Here is a 14,455-nt window from a genome sequence, read left to right as displayed (position 1 = left end):
AGCCGCCGGGCGCCCGCACGGCGGCATCGCGCACCCCAGGGGCCCGGGTTCTGCCTGGCCGATACTCAACCGGTCCCGATGGCCGAAACCGCTCTACGCTCTAGACATGACGGAAATCGCGAGCCCCCATATCTCCCACCCCCGGGTCATGGTGCTCGGGGTGCAGCCCGGTACGCCGCCGTTCCGTATCGTGGAGATCGACGGCCAGGTGGTCGGCGAGGCCAAGACGATGACGGATGTGCTGCAGGCCGCCGCGGCCTACGGGATCACCGTCCATGACCTCGACGATCCGGACCAGGTGCGCTGGGTGGGCGGCGACAAGTTCACCTGGAAGCTGCACTAGCCCCCTTGCCCGCACTCTTGCCCGCGCCCTTGCCTGTCTTCTTGCGGCGAAGAACGGACAGGCGCCCGGCCAGGCCGCCCCGCGCGGTTTTCCCCCGGCCCGACGGAGCCGGCTTGGCCGCCGGTGCGGGGACGTGCACGGCCCGGCCGAGGAGGCGGCCCAGCAGCAGATAGCCGATCAGCGCGCCCGCGGTGTTGAGGATGACGTCGTCGATGTCGAAGGCACGGCCGGTGACGAGCGCGCCCTGCACCAGTTCGACGAAGAGCATCATCAGGGCGGTCAGGCCGGGCACCCGCAGCCAGCCCCGGGCCCCCGGCGCCAGCACCGGCAGCAGGATGCCGAAGGGCACGCCGAGCAGGACGTTCCCCCCGATCTGCTTGAGCGCGTCACGGGCCGAGGGGTGGTGCCAGTAGAGCTCCAGGGAGGCGCCGGGGCGCAGATTGCTGTGGGTGAGCGCCTCCGACGCCGGGGACGGCTGGAGGGTGAGCCCGGCCAGTACGGCGCCGAAGGCCACCATGGCGACGAAGGACACCGCCATCACCAGCAGCCGCAGGAACAGCGGGAGCGGTTTTCGGGTGGACCCGGCCGCCGGGGTGCGACGGCCGGGGGTCGTGGAACGGGAACGTGACGTGGTACGTGCGGTGGGACGCGCCATGCATCTTCTCCCGATTTATCCAGCTTTCAACTTCCCGCTGACTGCAAGTGACTACCCCCCGTGGCAGCCCGAAACGCGTGGCCGGCGGCGCCGACCGGTCAGCCGCCGTAGGTCACCTTCACCTCCGTGAAGCCGAGGGACTTCAGCAGACCTTCGAGCATGTCGGTGGTGTTGGTCTCGGCGCGCTCGGTGAGGCCGCTGTCCTTCGCGGCGTCGCCGATGTGCTTGACGGCGAGGCGCTGCACGGCCTGTTCACCGTTGGGGTTGTCGGAGAACAGGTCCCCGAGGCGGTCGAGGAGACCGCGCTGCTTGGACACGGCGTAGGAGTTCTCGGTGTCGAGGGCGGGCTTGCCGAGCTGGGCGTGCGGCAGGGTGAGGGTGGCCGAGGTGCGGTCCTCGTTCACCTTCACATCGTCCTCGCCGACCTTGCCGAGGTCGACATAGGCGTCGACGGTGCCCGCGCCGACGTACAGGGTGCGGGTGCCGCGGATCGCGTCCGGCAGATACTTGGCGTCCTTCTCCAGGTCCACGACCACCTGGAAGTTGCCCGAGGCGGCGTCGTAACGGCTCATGTCCTGGATGGACTTCAGGAGTGTCGGCCCCGAGCGGTCGTGCTCCTCGGTGCCGAAGATGTCGTCCAGCCCTCCGAAGACCAGCATGCGCAGGGCGGCCAGCAGCACCACGATGAGAATGACCACGGCGGCGAGCAGCTTGGCCCAGCCGGGCACACGCGTGCTCTTGATGGACGTCGTCATGTCGACGGCCCTCCTTCCTCATTCAACGAATGCCCCCAAAGCCCATGAGAGAACGCCCAGTTGGACGTTTATCGCACGGGTGACCGGGCCTGTGGCCGTCGAGGGCGTGCGCCCTGTGCGCGACGGTGCGTCCGTGAGCGCCCTGTCGAGCGGGCCGCCGGTCCCATAGACAGGAAGGAGGACGCAGGCGAAGTGCTCGGCCTCGACATCACCAGAGTGATCAGGGAGGGCCCACGGTGGCGAAGGCGAAGTTCGAGCGGACCAAACCGCATGTGAACATCGGCACCATCGGACACATCGACCATGGGAAGACCACGCTCACGGCGGCCATCACCAAGGTGCTGCACGACAGGTTTCCCGACCTGAACCCGTTCACGCCGTTCGACCGGATCGACAAGGCCCCCGAGGAGCGACAGCGCGGGATCACCATCTCCATCGCGCATGTCGAGTACCAGACCGAGCGCCGGCACTACGCGCACGTCGACTGCCCCGGGCACGCCGACTACATCAAGAACATGATCACGGGCGCGGCCCAGATGGACGGCGCGATCCTCGTCGTCGCGGGCACCGACGGGCCCATGCCGCAGACCAAGGAACATGTGCTGCTGGCCCGGCAGGTCGGCGTCCCGTACATCGTCGTCGCGCTCAACAAGGCGGACATGGTCGACGACGAGGAGATCCTGGAACTCGTCGAGCTGGAGGTACGTGAGCTGCTCACCGAGTACGAGTTCCCGGGCGACGACGTCCCGGTCGTACGGGTCTCCGCGCTGAGGGCGCTGGAGGGCGACCCGGCGTGGGCCGCGTCCGTGCTCGAACTGCTCACCGCCGCCGACGAGTTCGTGCCGGAGCCGGAGCGTGATGTGGACCGGCCGTTCCTGATGCCGATCGAGGACGCCTTCACCATCACCGGGCGGGGCACGGTCGTCACCGGCCGGATCGAGCGCGGGGCGCTGAAGGTGCCCAGTGAGGTCGAGGTCGTCGGCATCCGGCAGCGGAAGACGAGGACGACCGTCACCGGCATCGAGATGTTCCGCAAGCTGCTCGACGAGGGGCGGGCCGGGGAGAACGTCGGACTGCTGCTGCGGGGTGTGAAGCGGGAGGAGGTCGAGCGCGGGCAGGTCGTGATCAAGCCCGGGTCGGTCACCCCGCACACGGAGTTCGAGGCGCGGGCGTACATCCTGTCCAAGGACGAGGGCGGTCGGCACACGCCCTTCTTCGAGAACTACCGCCCGCAGTTCTACTTCCGGACGACCGATGTGACGGGCGTCGTGACCCTGCCGGACGGCACCGACATGGTCATGCCCGGCGACAACACCACCATGCTGGTGCGGCTCATCCAGCCCGTCGCCATGGAGGAGGGCCTGAAGTTCGCCATCCGCGAGGGCGGGCGGACCGTGGGCGCGGGGCAGGTCACCAGGATCATCAAGTAGGGGCGGGGGAGCGGGACTTCAGGGTCCCGCGAGGACGGGCCGCGCCGCGCAAGCCGGTCGTGCGACGCGCTGCGGAAGCCGGTCGTGCGCGGGGGCTTCCGCAGCGCGTCATAACGTGCCGGATGTGGCCTCCGGTTGCTGCAGGGCCGCGTCGAGCGAGGCCGCGGGTGGCAGCAGCCGGGCGAGGCCGGTGACCTTCAGCATGCGCAGGGTCAGCGGGTGGACGCAGACCAGGCCCAGCTGTCCGCCCCGGTCGAGTACCCGTTGCCGGGCCCGGTAGAGCAGCCTGAGCCCCGAGCAGTCGAAGAACTCGACCTGCCGCAGATCGATCACGACGCGGGCCTCCGGGCGTCCGGTCACCGCGTCCAGATGCGGAATGATCTCCACGGCCGCGGCGATGTCGATCTCCCCCCGCAGCTCCAGCACGGTGCGGTCGCGGTCCTTGTGGACACGCAGAAACCCGGTGGTGGGCGGTGTGGGGTCACTCCACACGACGGCATCGCCTCCTACCGGACTGTGTGAGGGCAAAACCCTTCCCCGCCCTGCAAGTTACCCCCGTCAGAGTGAATTTCAGCATGTTCGATTGACATATGTCTTCGATTTCTGCGGCAAGGTGTCCGCAGTTTTACGCAGGGCCGTCTACGACAGTGCCTGCCATGCCTTGGTCAGCGCCTGCCGGAACTGGTCGGCCTGATGTGCGGTGAGCTCGCGGATCATGCGTTCCTCCAGGTCACGCACCGGTTCCGCGAAGCGGTCGAGCAACTCGCGGCCCTCGTCGGTGAGCAGGATCAGCAGCTCGCGCCGGTTGCGCGGATTGCGCTCCCGGCGGACAAGGCCCCGGTTTTCGAGACTTCGAACGAGATCCGCGATGGACTGGGCGGTGACGAAGGAGTCCCGGGCCAGCTGGGCCGCCGAGAGGCCGTCGTGCCGCTCCAGCACGGTCAGGGAGGTGTACTGCAGGGCCGTGATCCCGGCCGGCTTCACCAGGTCGTCCAGCCGTGAGCGGACAACGAGCTCGACCTGCTTGACCATGTAGAGAAGGGAAGGGGGTGCCTTGGTGCCGACCATGGGTTCAGCGTAAGGCATTGACAGGAAACCTGTGTGTGATGAAACTGCGAACCAACAGGAAACCTGTTGGTTGACGACTTGTTGATCAAGGCTGGGAGTGGGCAATGACGACCACCTTCGAGAGCGGGCCCGGGCGGCTGTTCATCGGTGGGCAGTGGCACGAGGCGACCGACGGGGCACGTATGGACGTGCTCGACCCGTCCACCGGTGAGGTCGTCACGACGGTCGCGGAGGCGGGCGCGGCCGACGTCGACGCCGCCGTACGCGCCGCACGCGAGGCCTTCGACAACGGCGCCTGGTCCGGTCTGAGCGGCCGTGAGCGCGGGCGCGTCCTGAACCGCGTCGCCCAGCTCATCCGGGAGAACGCCGACGACATCGCCGCCCTGGAGAGCCGGGACGTCGGCAAGCCGATCACCCTCTGTCACGCGGTCGACGTGACCAACGCGGCCAACGACTACGAGTACTTCGCCGCCCTCGCCTGGACCGTGGACGGCGGCAACCGCGACATCCCGGGGAACCGGCACGCCTACACCCGGCGCGGTCCCGTGGGCGTCGTCGCCGCGATCACCCCCTTCAACTTCCCCCTGATCCTCGCCGGCAGCAAGATCGCCCCCGCCCTCGCGGCCGGCTGCACCGTCGTGCACAAGCCCGCCGAGGAGACCCCGCTCAGCGCGCTCTACATGGCCGAGCTGCTGCAGAAGGCCGGCGTCCCCGACGGCGTCTACAACGTCGTCACCGGCACCGGGCCCGTCGCCGGTGAGGCCCTGCTGCGCAACCCCGGCGTCGACAAGATCGCCTTCACCGGCTCCACCGCCGTCGGCCGCCACGCGGCGAGCGTCGCCGGCGAGGGCCTGAAGCCGGTCACGATGGAGCTGGGCGGCAACGCGGCGCACATCGTCTTCGAGGACGCCGACGTCGAGAAGGCCATCGGCGCCATCATCAAGGGCTTCGTCTTCAACACCGGCCAGTTCTGCATGGGCGGCCCCCGCCTCCTCGTCGCCCGCCCCCTGTACGAGACCGTGCTCGGCATCCTCTCCCAGGCCGTCCCCGGCGTCCCCGTCGGCGACCCGCGCGAGGCCGAGACCGTCGTCGGCCCGATGGCGGGCGAGCGGCATCTGAAGAAGGTCGAGGAGTACGTCGAGTTGGCCCGCAAGGAGGGCGCCCGGATCGTCTGCGGCGGCGAGCGCCTCGACCTGAACGGCGGCTACTACTACAAGCCCACCGTCATCGCCGACCTCGCGGGCGACTCCCGTGTCGTCCAGGAGGAGATCTTCGGCCCGGTCCTCACCGTGCAGCCCTTCGACTCCGAGGACGAGGCCGTCGAGATGGCCAACTCCACCCCGTACGGCCTCGCCTCCGGCATCCAGACCACGAACCTGGCCCGCGCCCACCGTGTCGCCGACCGTATCCAGGCGGGCATCGTGTGGATCAACGACTGGGCGATGCTCGACCCCGCGGTTCCCTTCGGCGGAGTGAAGTCCTCCGGCTTCGGCCGCGAGTACGGCCCCGAGGCCCTGGAGTCCTACACCAAGGTCAAGTCCGTCGTCGTCTCCCTCGACTGAGCACACCCCCGGGATCAACAGCGAGCCGCACGGGCGCCGGGGCCGCCGCGACGGCCGGGCACCGGGCCGCGACGGCGGCCGGGCACCGGGGCCGCGACATCGGCCGGGCACCGAAGGCTCGCCCATCACAGAGGAGTTCACGCATGTCCACCACCACACGTGCCGCAGTGGTCGAGTCCGGGGGCGCACCCTTCACCCTCTCCGAGGTCGTCCTCGACGAGCCGGGGCCGGGCGAGGCGCTGGTCCGGATGGCCGCCGCCGGGCTGTGCCACACCGACCTCGGTGTCGCCGGCGGCGGGCTGCCGTTCCCGCTGCCCGGGGTCCTCGGCCACGAGGGCGCCGGTGTCGTCGAGGCCGTCGGCCCGGGTGTCACCTCCGTCGTACCGGGCGATCACGTCCTGCTCTCCTTCACCTCCTGCGGCGGCTGCCGCAACTGCCGTGACGGGCACCCGGCGTACTGCGCCACCTGGCTGCCGCTGAACCTGCTCGGCGGTCGCCGCGCCGACGGCACCAGCACCATCAGCCGGGACGGGGAGCCGCTCGGCGGCCACTTCTTCGGCCAGTCCTCCTTCGCCGAGCGCGCCCTCGTCGACGAGCGCGGCCTCGTCAAGGTCGACCCCGACGTACCGCTGGACACCATCGCCCCGCTCGGCTGCGGTGTGCAGACCGGTGTCGGCGCCGTCTGGAACGTACTGGAGCCCCGCGCGGGCAGCACCGTCGTCGTCCTCGGCGCCGGAGCGGTCGGCCTCTCCGCCGTCATGGCCGCGACGCTCACCCCCGCCACCACGGTCATCGCCGTCGACAAGGTCGCCGAACGGCTGGAACTGGCCAAGGAGTTGGGCGCCACCCACACGGTGAACGCGGGCGAGGTCGGGGACATCACCGAGGCGATCATGGAGATCACCGGCGGTCAGGGCGCGGACGGCGTCGTCGAGACCACCGGCAGCGTCTTCGTGCTCCGCAAGGGCGTGGACGCGCTCGCCCTGCGCGGCACCCTCGTCATCGTCGGCGCCCCGCCGTTCGGCACCGAGGTCTCCCTCGACGTCAACGGCATGCTCGGCGGCAAGCGGATCGTCGGCCTCACCCTCGGCGACAACGAGATCCAGACCGCCCTTCCCGTCCTCGTCCAGCTGGTCAAGGAGGGCAAGCTTCCGCTCGACCGCCTCATCACCCGCTACAAGTTCGAGGACATCGACCAGGCCGTCGCCGACATGCACGGCGGCACGAGCATCAAGCCGGTGCTGACGTTCTGAACCACGCCCAGCGCCGGCGTTCCCCGGTCACGTCTTCTCCCCACGTGACCGAGCGGCCCTGCGGCCACCCTCACTGGTGAGCCGCAGGGCCGTTGGGCTGTGCGGGAGTTCGGCGGAATCGCGGGGGAGGGCGACGGGAAGAACCCGTTCTCATCGGCTCCGGTGCAGCGCGACCAGCAGTTGCCACGACTGGTCGGCGATGGCCTGAGGGGTGGCTTCGAGGAGGCCGTGGAGCCAGTCGGCCAGGACACCCGCGAAGGTGGCGGCCACGGCGGAGGCGACCAGCGGGGCGTCGGCCGCGCCGGCGAGTTCGCGTTCGCGGAGGCTGTAGGCGCGCAGATCCCGGTGCAGGACACGACCGAGGGGACCGCCGCCGCCCGGGGCGAGCAGGGCGCGGTACAGGTCGGCGTGCGGGGTGAGCCCGGCGAAGAACCTCGGCAGGGCCTCCGGAGCGCGCACCGGATCGGGCCGGCCCCGCCACGCGTGCAGCGCCTCCACCGCCTCCCGTACGACATCGGCGCAGGCATCCACGGCCAGCGCCTCCAGGTCCGGGTAGTGCACATAGAACGTGGCCCGCCCCACCCCGGCCCTGCGGACCAGCGCGGCCACGCTGACCTCGTGCAGCGGACGCGTGGAGCACTCCTCCAGCAGGGCTTCCCGCAGCCTCGCCCGGGTGCGCGCGGCCCGGGGGTCCTCCGGGGTCATCCGGCGACGAGAACGGCGGCCAGGGCGAGTGCGCCGGGGAGCGCCTGGGCGACCAGGATGCGGCGGTTGGCGGTGGCCGCTCCGTACACACCGGCGACGATCACACACGCCAGGAAGAAGACCCGCACCCGGAACCCGGTCGGATCATCGGCGATCAGCCCCCACACCAGACCGGCGGCGAGGAAACCGTTGTAGAGCCCCTGGTTGGCCGCCATCGCCGCTGTCCGCCCGGCCATCTCCGCGTCGAACCCGTGGAAGCCCATGCCCGGCTTCCTCTGCCACAGGAACATCTCCATCACCAGGATGTACAGGTGCAGCAACGCCACCAGCGCGACCAGCACATTCGCCACGATCTCCATGCCCGACGGACCCCATCACTCACTCGACGACACATCCCACACATCCGCCCAACTTCTTGGACAGATGTCCACTATACCTGGACGGTTGTCCAGGAATCCGCGGGGTCCCGTGGTGGAGCGCGTTTCAGGCCATGCCGTCCCCCAGCGGCTGAACCGTCTGACACCGGGTACCCGGCCGGACGCATGCCGCCGGCGGGAACCCGCTCGCGGCCGGAGTTCCACAGGGAGGGGACATGGCACTGGTACGGACGGGCGTCGTGGTGCTGGACTGCGCCGAGCCGGAGAGGCTGGCGGCCTTCTACCGGGAGTTGCTCGGCGCGGGGGAGGTGGACGCGACGGCCAATCGCGTGGAGATCGAGGGCGCCTGCGGGGTGCGGATGGCCTTTCGACGCGACGTCAACGCCACGCCGCCCAGCTGGCCGCGTCCCGAGAACTCCCTCCAGGTCCACCTCGACTTCTACGTCGACGACCTCGACGAGGCCGAGCGGCGCATCGTCTCGCTGGGCGGGCGTCCGGTGGACACGAAGGACGCGACCGGGCCGTTCGAGGAACGTGGCTACTCCGACCCGGCCGGCCACTCCTTCACTCTGCGCCGCGAACACCCCACGGCCCCCAAACAGGGCTGACGTTCAGTCCCGGCCGCCCTTCTCGGGGACCGGCCACACACCGGTGGACCGTTCGATGGCCTTGGCGCCCGTACGGTCCACCGCGCTGCGTACGGCCGCGAAGATCGCGCCCTGGATGGCCGCCGCCAACAGCACCTCGCCCCAGCCGCGGTCCCGGTCCAGGGCGTCGGGGGCGTCGTCCTCGTCGCGGATCGCCTTCCAGGTCGCGCGGAACGCCATCGAGGCCAGCGCGCCGCTCACCCAACCGAGGGCGAAGCCGACGGGCTTGTAGGCCAGGGACATTTTCTTCTTCTTGGGCACCTGAATTCCTCCTTCGCGTCGTGACGTGACCGGCCACCTCGGGGCGCGACCGGTGTCAGGGGCGGCCCCGGCTCGGCACCACCTCGGCGGCGGGCACGGGCCCCGGCGGCGTACCGTCGCCGAACGGGGTGCCGCCCAGCTCCGCCCGGTGATGGGGCGCGAGCCAGCCGTCCAGGTCGGGCCCCAGCGGGACGATGCGGGTCGGATTGATACCGGTGTGCACCTGGTAGTAGTGCCGCTTGATGTGGTCGAAGTCGACGGTGTCACCGAAGCCGGGCGTCTGGAACAGATCACGCGCGTACGCCCACAGGACCCGGTCCTCCGTCAGCTTCCGACGGTTGCACTTGAAGTGGCCGTGGTACACGGCGTCGAAGCGCACCAGCGTCGTGAACAGCCGGATGTCCGCCTCCGTGATCGTGTCGCCCACGAGATAGCGCCGCGCCGCCAGCCGCCGCGACAACGCCTCCAGCCGCCGGAACACCCCCGCGCACGCCTCCTCGTACTCCTTCTGCCCCGTGGCGAAGCCCGCCCGGTACACCCCGTTGTTGACGTCCTCGTAGACCTCCGCCATCACCTCGTCGATCTCGTCGCGCAGCCCGGGCGGATACAGGTCGGGTGCGCCGTCCCGGTGCAGTTCCGTCCACTCGGTGGCCAGATCGAGGGTGAGCCGCGCGTAGTCGTTGGTGACCAGCCGGCCGCTCGGCACGTCCACGATCGCCGGGACGCTGACCCCGCCCGGATACTCGCTCTCCCGGGCGTCGTACGCCTCCTTCAGATACCGGATGCCGAGCACCGGGTCACGGTCGTCGGGGTCCAGCGTGAAGCGCCAGCTGCGGTCGTCCTGGACGGGATCGGCGACGGCCATCGACAGCGCGTCCTCCAGGCCCAGCAGCCGCCGCGAGATCACCGCACGGCTCGCCCAGGGGCAGGCCCGGCTCACCACCAGCCGATAGCGGCCCGCCTCCACCGGCCAGCCGTCCCGGCCGTCGGCGGTGATCCGGTCCGTAAAGTGGCTCTTGGACCGCTTGAACGCCTTCCTCCCGTACGAGGCGTTGCCCTCGCCGACACTCATCCGCCCGTCCCTCCTGATCCACGGTCGTCCGAAACGCGTACGCACTGGACCGGGTTCCCCGATTTCCGCCCCGCCCACGAGTGTGAGGCCGACCGGTCGGGATAGTCGGCGTTCATGAGCCGGAGATCAGTGCGGACCGGACCGAGCGACCCCGCCCGCGGGGAGCGGGACGGGGACGGCGGTGACGGCAGGCCCTCCCACCCCGACGCGGCGGACCGGGGCGGCGATCCCACCGCCCGGGGCGGCCGTCGTCGGGAGCGTGCGGACGGCCGTGCGGCCCGCGCGGCGCGGGCCGATCGCCGGACGCGGGTCACCGTGCTGGTCGCCCTCGCCGCGAACCTCCTCATCGCCGTGGCCAAGTCCGTCGGCGGGCTGATCGCGGCCTCACCGGCCCTGCTCTCGGAGGCCGCGCACTCGGTGGCCGACAGCGTCAACGAGATCTTCCTGCTTGCCGCGCTGCGCCGCAGCCGCCGCCCCGCCGACCGCCGGCACCCCTTCGGCTACGGCAAGGAACGGTTCTTCTGGTCCCTGCTCGCCGCCGTCGGCATCTTCGTGGTGGGCGGCTGCTTCTCCTTCTTCCAGGGGGTCCGCGCCCTGACCGGCGACACACACGAGTCGTACGACGGCTATGTGGCCGGTCTCGTCGTCCTCGGCGTCGCCCTGCTCTTTGAGGGGGCCTCGCTGCTGCGGGCCCTGCACCAGGTGTACCGCCAGGGCGGCGGCTCGGGCGGCCTCAGGGACCCGGCCCTGCGGACGGTCGTCGCCGAGGACGGCACGGCCGTGGTCGGCGTGACGTTCGCGATCACCGGGATGGCCCTGCACATGGTGACCGGCCGGGCCCTGTGGGAGGCGCTCGCCTCGTTCGCGATCGGCGCGCTCCTCGTGTACGTGGCCTACTGGCTCGGCCGGGACGCCCGCGAGCAGCTCATCGGACGGGCCGCCGGCCCCGAACCCAGCCGGAGAATCCGGTCCCTGCTGGAGGCACAGCCCGAGATCGACAGCGTCGAGGACCTGCTGACCATGCGGCTGGGCCTGGACTCCACCCTCGTGGCGGCCCGTGTCGACCTCGTCCCCGGTCTGGACAGCGAGCGGGTCGAGGAGGTCGCCGTACGCATCAAGCGCTCCATCGCCCGGGTCGTCCCCGAGGCCGGCCCGATCTTCCTCGACGTGACCGATGTCGCGGCAGGCGAAAGCCCCGCCGCGACGGGGGAACGCGGCGGGGCCTGACGCACGGGTGCCCGGCGCGGCAAGGACCATGCGCGCCGGGCCGGACTTTTTCCACGCGTCCGCCGGCTCCAGTTCTAGGAGTCCGTCGGCTCCAGCACGAACACGGGGATCACCCGGTCCGTCTTCTCCTGGTAGTCGGCGTACGGCGGATACGCGGCGACCGCGCGCTCCCACCACACGTCCTTCTCCTCGCCGGTCACCTCGCGGGCCGTCATGTCCTGCCGCACGGGTCCGTCCTGGAGTTCCACAAGCGGGTCGGACGTGAGGTTGTGGTACCAGACGGGGTGCGTGGGCGCACCGCCCTGGGAGGCCACGAGCGCGTACCGGCCGTCGTGCTCCACCCGCATCAGCGGGGTCTTGCGTATCTTGCCGCTCTTCGCGCCGCGCGAGGTGAGGACGATCACGGGCATCCCGGTGTCCATCAGCGTCGTCCCCTCGGTGCCGCCCGAGCTCTCGTACAACTCGACCTGTTCGCGCACCCACTGGGTGGGGCTGGGCACGTACTCGCCCTCAAGTGGCATGGAAACCGTCCCTTGTTGTCGCGTACCGATGCTGTCCCCGCCTTCAACACCGGTCCCCCGCCGATTCATCCGCACCGGCAAAGGCGACGCGCCGTCAGATGGTGGTCACCTGAACCGGCGCCCTCTTGACGCCGCTGAGGTCGGTGATGACGACCGGGGGTGGGCCCCGGCGTCAGGACTTCGGCCGGCGGCCGCTGCGGCGCGGTGCCGGTTCGGCCCCGTCGAGGAGGGTCCGGCGGCGCTCCTCGCCCTGCTCCTCCACCTGGAGTACGACGCTGCGCAGCCCCTCCGCGAGGCTGTGGCACTCCGCGTCGCTGAGCCGTGCCGTGACGAACGCCTCCTCCTCGTTGAACCGGGGGAACACCTGCCGCATCAGCTCCTCGCCCTCGTCGGTGAGGCTCAGCAGTACCAGCCGGCCGTCGGTGGGGTGCCCGGCCCGCCGCAGCAGCCCCCGCGACTCCAGAGTGCGCGCCACACCCGTGAGCGTGCCCTTGGAGATACCGGCCTCCTCGGCCACATGCCGGGTCTCGGACTCGCCCCACACCCACACGACCCACATCACCACGAACGCCGTCCAGGTGAGGTCGCAGCCGCGCAGCACCGAGTTCTCCAGGTGCTGTCGTACCGCCGACGCGGCCCGGTAGATGTTCGCCACCGCCGCCATCTGCTCCCGGCGGATCGGGAAGCCCCCGAGCTTCGCCGCCGCGAGCTTCTCGGCTTCGGTGATGGATCGCTGGCCGGGCACGGGCGCCCCCTCGCTCTCTCGTTCGGTCGTTCGGGCTCAAATTGTACGGAACCAAGGCCTGGGGCCGGCACCGCACTCGTGGAACCGGCCCCCACCCCCTCCCGCCTCGCTCAGCGTTCGAACACGACCCCGCCGTCGAACACCGTCATGTCGATCTCGACGCCGGTGATGTCATGCGGGTCGAGGCCGAGCAGCGGTCGGTCCAGTACGCACAGGTCGGCCACCTTGCCCACTTCCACGGAACCCTTCCAGTCCTCGGAGAAGTCCTGGCGGGCCGGGTTGATGGTGTACGCCCGCAGGGCCTCGGCGAGTTCCACGCACTGCTCGGGTCCGCTGACCCGGCCGCTCGCCCTGGACTCCCGCAGCAGCATCCCGGCGACGCCCTGACGCCAGTCGGGGGCCGTGATCGGCGCGTCCGAACCGGCGCACACCGCGACGCCCGCCTCGAAGGCCGACCGTACGGGCCACTCGTACGCGGAGCGCTCGGGGCCCACGACCTCCTCCATCAGGTCGGAGATCGTCCACTTGATGGCGGGGTTCATGTTCACGCCGTAGCCGTGCGCGGCGAGCTTGGCGAGGCCGGCCGCGCCGATGAAGTCGCCGTGGATGACGTAGTGCCGGGCGTCGCGCCGGGGCGCGGCCTCGTTCGCGGCGAGGAACGCGTCGACCACGGTGTCGATGGCCCGGTCGCCGGTCACATGGACGCCCACCTGGTAACCGGCCTCATGGGCGATACGGATCATGTCGTTCAGCTCGTCGACCTGGAGGTCGGGCGACTGCCCGTGCACGCAGAGGGAACCGTGGCCGCCGCCGAGATAGGGCTCCTTCATCCAGGCCGTACGGTTCGGGGGGACGCCGTCGGCGAAGATCTTCACACCGATGGCGTTGAGCCGCCGGGGGTCCGCGGAGACGGGCCGGTGGAGTTCGGCGAGGCCCTTGCGGACGTCGTCGGCACCGCCGCCCATCGGCGCGGGCAGCAGCAGGACACTGACCCGGGCGTGCAGCCCGCCGGTCGCGGCGAGGTCGGCGTACGCGGTCCAGTTGTCGGTGCTCAGCCCGCCGAACGGGGTCCCGGCGCCGCCCGGGCCGAGTCCGGGCTCGGTGTAGCTGGTGATGCCGCGCGAGTGGAGTTCGGCGACGACGCCCCGGATGGTCTGGCGGCGCTGGGTGATCGTGGGGGAGGGCAGGGCGGCCTGGAGCAGGACCTGGGCGGCCTCGCGCAGGATGCCGGTCGGCCGGCCGTCGCCGTCGCCGTCGATGACACCGCCGTCGGGCGCCTCGGTCGACGCGTCGATCCCGCAGCGGCGCAGCGCCTCGCTGTTGGCCCACAGCATGTGCTGCGAGAAGTCGGTCAGACAGACGGGGTGGTCGGGGGCGACCGCGTCCAGGTCCGTACGGTGCGGGAAACGGCCCCGCTCCGCCAGGCATTCGGCGAGATAGCCGGGGTCCCAGCCGAGGCCCACGATCCACTCGCCGGGCCCGGCACCCCGTACGGCCTCGGCGACGGCCGCCGTGATGTCGGCGATCGAGCCGACCGCCGGGTGACCGACGTCGAGGGCGAACGGCGGCTTGGCCAGACCGTACGCGACGCCGTGCAGATGCGAGTCGTTGATGCCCGGCAGCACGGTCCGCCCCGCCAACTCGACGACCCTGGTCGCCGGTCCGGCCAGCGCCCGCATCTCGGCGTCCATGCCGACCGCGACGATCTCCCGACCACGCACGGCCACCCCCTCGGCGACCGTGAAACCGGCGTCGACGGTGATGACCTGACCGCCGGTCAGGACGAGGGTGGGGGAAGTGTCGCTCACAGGAACCTCTCTGGGGTGATCGAAGG

The 14,455-nt window shown here is 70.8% G+C and carries 17 protein-coding genes; 6 read left to right on the top strand and 11 right to left on the bottom strand.

The features are described from left to right. The first annotated feature begins 106 nt into the window (after positions 1-106). A complete protein-coding gene (locus tag ACWD4G_RS09970) occupies positions 107-343 on the top strand; it encodes a hypothetical protein (RefSeq protein ID WP_451292051.1) in 237 nt (78 codons plus the stop codon). Here ACWD4G_RS09970 and ACWD4G_RS09965 read toward each other — a convergent pair. Next, positions 324-998 carry a VanZ family protein gene (locus ACWD4G_RS09965; RefSeq protein WP_451292049.1) on the bottom strand — a complete coding sequence of 225 codons (675 nt, stop codon included), beginning with the start codon at positions 996-998 and terminating at the stop codon, positions 324-326. The two genes, ACWD4G_RS09970 and ACWD4G_RS09965, sit on opposite strands and share 20 nt — an antisense overlap. 98 nt (positions 999-1,096) lie before the next feature. After that, the gene (locus ACWD4G_RS09960; protein ID WP_451292048.1) at positions 1,097-1,753 is read right to left on the bottom strand and encodes a DUF4230 domain-containing protein; all 657 of its coding nucleotides are present in this window, start codon (positions 1,751-1,753) and stop codon (positions 1,097-1,099) included. Between the two features lie 236 nt (positions 1,754-1,989). Here ACWD4G_RS09960 and tuf point away from each other — a divergent pair, with 236 nt between their 5' ends. Further along, positions 1,990-3,183: an elongation factor Tu gene (gene tuf / locus ACWD4G_RS09955; RefSeq protein ID WP_451292047.1), complete on the top strand. Its 1,194-nt coding sequence runs from the start codon at positions 1,990-1,992 to the stop codon at positions 3,181-3,183. A gap of 108 nt (positions 3,184-3,291) precedes the next feature. Here the strand turns inward: tuf and ACWD4G_RS09950 are convergent, their stop codons facing one another. Both ACWD4G_RS09950 and ACWD4G_RS09945 read right to left on the bottom strand, forming a co-directional pair. Beyond that, positions 3,292-3,675, bottom strand: a complete 384-nt coding sequence (locus ACWD4G_RS09950; RefSeq protein WP_451292045.1) for an anti-sigma factor antagonist — start codon at positions 3,673-3,675, stop codon at positions 3,292-3,294. A gap of 147 nt (positions 3,676-3,822) precedes the next feature. Then, positions 3,823-4,251: a MarR family winged helix-turn-helix transcriptional regulator gene (locus ACWD4G_RS09945; RefSeq protein WP_451292043.1), complete on the bottom strand. Its 429-nt coding sequence runs from the start codon at positions 4,249-4,251 to the stop codon at positions 3,823-3,825. A 104-nt stretch (positions 4,252-4,355) separates the two neighbouring features. On the opposite strand from ACWD4G_RS09945, the gene ACWD4G_RS09940 reads away from it, so the two are divergent. Together ACWD4G_RS09940 and ACWD4G_RS09935 are read left to right on the top strand one after the other, a co-directional pair. Continuing rightward, the gene (locus ACWD4G_RS09940) at positions 4,356-5,813 is read left to right on the top strand and encodes an aldehyde dehydrogenase family protein (RefSeq protein WP_451292042.1); all 1,458 of its coding nucleotides are present in this window, start codon (positions 4,356-4,358) and stop codon (positions 5,811-5,813) included. A gap of 143 nt (positions 5,814-5,956) precedes the next feature. Further along, positions 5,957-7,066: an NAD(P)-dependent alcohol dehydrogenase gene (locus ACWD4G_RS09935; RefSeq protein ID WP_451292041.1), complete on the top strand. Its 1,110-nt coding sequence runs from the start codon at positions 5,957-5,959 to the stop codon at positions 7,064-7,066. Between the two features lie 150 nt (positions 7,067-7,216). Here the strand turns inward: ACWD4G_RS09935 and ACWD4G_RS09930 are convergent, their stop codons facing one another. Together ACWD4G_RS09930 and ACWD4G_RS09925 are read right to left on the bottom strand one after the other, a co-directional pair. Then, positions 7,217-7,771, bottom strand: a complete 555-nt coding sequence (locus tag ACWD4G_RS09930; RefSeq protein ID WP_451292039.1) for a TetR/AcrR family transcriptional regulator — start codon at positions 7,769-7,771, stop codon at positions 7,217-7,219. Further along, entirely contained in the window at positions 7,768-8,130 is a 363-nt protein-coding gene (locus ACWD4G_RS09925) for a DUF1304 domain-containing protein (RefSeq protein ID WP_451292037.1), read from the bottom strand. Before ACWD4G_RS09925 ends, ACWD4G_RS09930 begins: the two co-directional genes overlap by 4 nt. Before the next feature lie 233 nt (positions 8,131-8,363). On the opposite strand from ACWD4G_RS09925, the gene ACWD4G_RS09920 reads away from it, so the two are divergent. Continuing rightward, entirely contained in the window at positions 8,364-8,756 is a 393-nt protein-coding gene (locus ACWD4G_RS09920) for a VOC family protein (RefSeq protein WP_451292035.1), read from the top strand. Between the two features lie 3 nt (positions 8,757-8,759). On the opposite strand, the gene ACWD4G_RS09915 is transcribed toward ACWD4G_RS09920, so the two are convergent. Both ACWD4G_RS09915 and ACWD4G_RS09910 read right to left on the bottom strand, forming a co-directional pair. Continuing rightward, entirely contained in the window at positions 8,760-9,038 is a 279-nt protein-coding gene (locus ACWD4G_RS09915; RefSeq protein ID WP_451292307.1) for a DUF4235 domain-containing protein, read from the bottom strand. Between the two features lie 73 nt (positions 9,039-9,111). After that, complete coding sequence (locus ACWD4G_RS09910) at positions 9,112-10,128, bottom strand: glutathione S-transferase family protein (RefSeq protein ID WP_451292033.1); 1,017 nt, start codon at positions 10,126-10,128, stop codon at positions 9,112-9,114. A gap of 114 nt (positions 10,129-10,242) precedes the next feature. On the opposite strand from ACWD4G_RS09910, the gene ACWD4G_RS09905 reads away from it, so the two are divergent. Continuing rightward, complete coding sequence (locus ACWD4G_RS09905; RefSeq protein WP_451292031.1) at positions 10,243-11,355, top strand: cation diffusion facilitator family transporter; 1,113 nt, start codon at positions 10,243-10,245, stop codon at positions 11,353-11,355. Between the two features lie 74 nt (positions 11,356-11,429). Here the strand turns inward: ACWD4G_RS09905 and ACWD4G_RS09900 are convergent, their stop codons facing one another. From ACWD4G_RS09900 to ACWD4G_RS09890, 3 genes are all read right to left on the bottom strand, one after another. Beyond that, positions 11,430-11,876, bottom strand: coding sequence for a nitroreductase family deazaflavin-dependent oxidoreductase (locus ACWD4G_RS09900; protein ID WP_451292029.1), 447 nt, complete (start codon positions 11,874-11,876; stop codon positions 11,430-11,432). A 172-nt stretch (positions 11,877-12,048) separates the two neighbouring features. Continuing rightward, complete coding sequence (locus tag ACWD4G_RS09895) at positions 12,049-12,621, bottom strand: MarR family winged helix-turn-helix transcriptional regulator (RefSeq protein WP_451292027.1); 573 nt, start codon at positions 12,619-12,621, stop codon at positions 12,049-12,051. A gap of 110 nt (positions 12,622-12,731) precedes the next feature. Next, positions 12,732-14,429, bottom strand: coding sequence for an amidohydrolase (locus ACWD4G_RS09890; protein ID WP_451292025.1), 1,698 nt, complete (start codon positions 14,427-14,429; stop codon positions 12,732-12,734). Positions 14,430-14,455: the final 26 nt, after the last annotated feature.

It is taken from the genome of Streptomyces sp. NPDC002643, assembly GCF_053592555.1.
This window is presented reverse-complemented; position numbering and strand designations above follow the sequence as displayed.

Bases quoted from the DNA above. Each gene is read 5' to 3' on its own strand.
- ACWD4G_RS09925 (WP_451292037.1), bottom strand. From the start codon at position 8,130: ATGGAGATCGTGGCGAATGTGCTGGTCGCGCTGGTGGCGTTGCTGCAC.
- ACWD4G_RS09965 (WP_451292049.1), bottom strand. From the start codon at position 998: ATGGCGCGTCCCACCGCACGTACCACGTCACGTTCCCGTTCCACGACC.
- ACWD4G_RS09905 (WP_451292031.1), top strand. From the start codon at position 10,243: ATGAGCCGGAGATCAGTGCGGACCGGACCGAGCGACCCCGCCCGCGGG.
- ACWD4G_RS09910 (WP_451292033.1), bottom strand. From the start codon at position 10,128: ATGAGTGTCGGCGAGGGCAACGCCTCGTACGGGAGGAAGGCGTTCAAG.
- ACWD4G_RS09940 (WP_451292042.1), top strand. From the start codon at position 4,356: ATGACGACCACCTTCGAGAGCGGGCCCGGGCGGCTGTTCATCGGTGGG.
- ACWD4G_RS09920 (WP_451292035.1), top strand. From the start codon at position 8,364: ATGGCACTGGTACGGACGGGCGTCGTGGTGCTGGACTGCGCCGAGCCG.
- ACWD4G_RS09935 (WP_451292041.1), top strand. From the start codon at position 5,957: ATGTCCACCACCACACGTGCCGCAGTGGTCGAGTCCGGGGGCGCACCC.
- ACWD4G_RS09970 (WP_451292051.1), top strand. From the start codon at position 107: ATGACGGAAATCGCGAGCCCCCATATCTCCCACCCCCGGGTCATGGTG.
- ACWD4G_RS09915 (WP_451292307.1), bottom strand. From the start codon at position 9,038: ATGTCCCTGGCCTACAAGCCCGTCGGCTTCGCCCTCGGTTGGGTGAGC.
- ACWD4G_RS09945 (WP_451292043.1), bottom strand. From the start codon at position 4,251: ATGGTCGGCACCAAGGCACCCCCTTCCCTTCTCTACATGGTCAAGCAG.
- ACWD4G_RS09900 (WP_451292029.1), bottom strand. From the start codon at position 11,876: ATGCCACTTGAGGGCGAGTACGTGCCCAGCCCCACCCAGTGGGTGCGC.
- ACWD4G_RS09960 (WP_451292048.1), bottom strand. From the start codon at position 1,753: ATGACGACGTCCATCAAGAGCACGCGTGTGCCCGGCTGGGCCAAGCTG.
- ACWD4G_RS09930 (WP_451292039.1), bottom strand. From the start codon at position 7,771: ATGACCCCGGAGGACCCCCGGGCCGCGCGCACCCGGGCGAGGCTGCGG.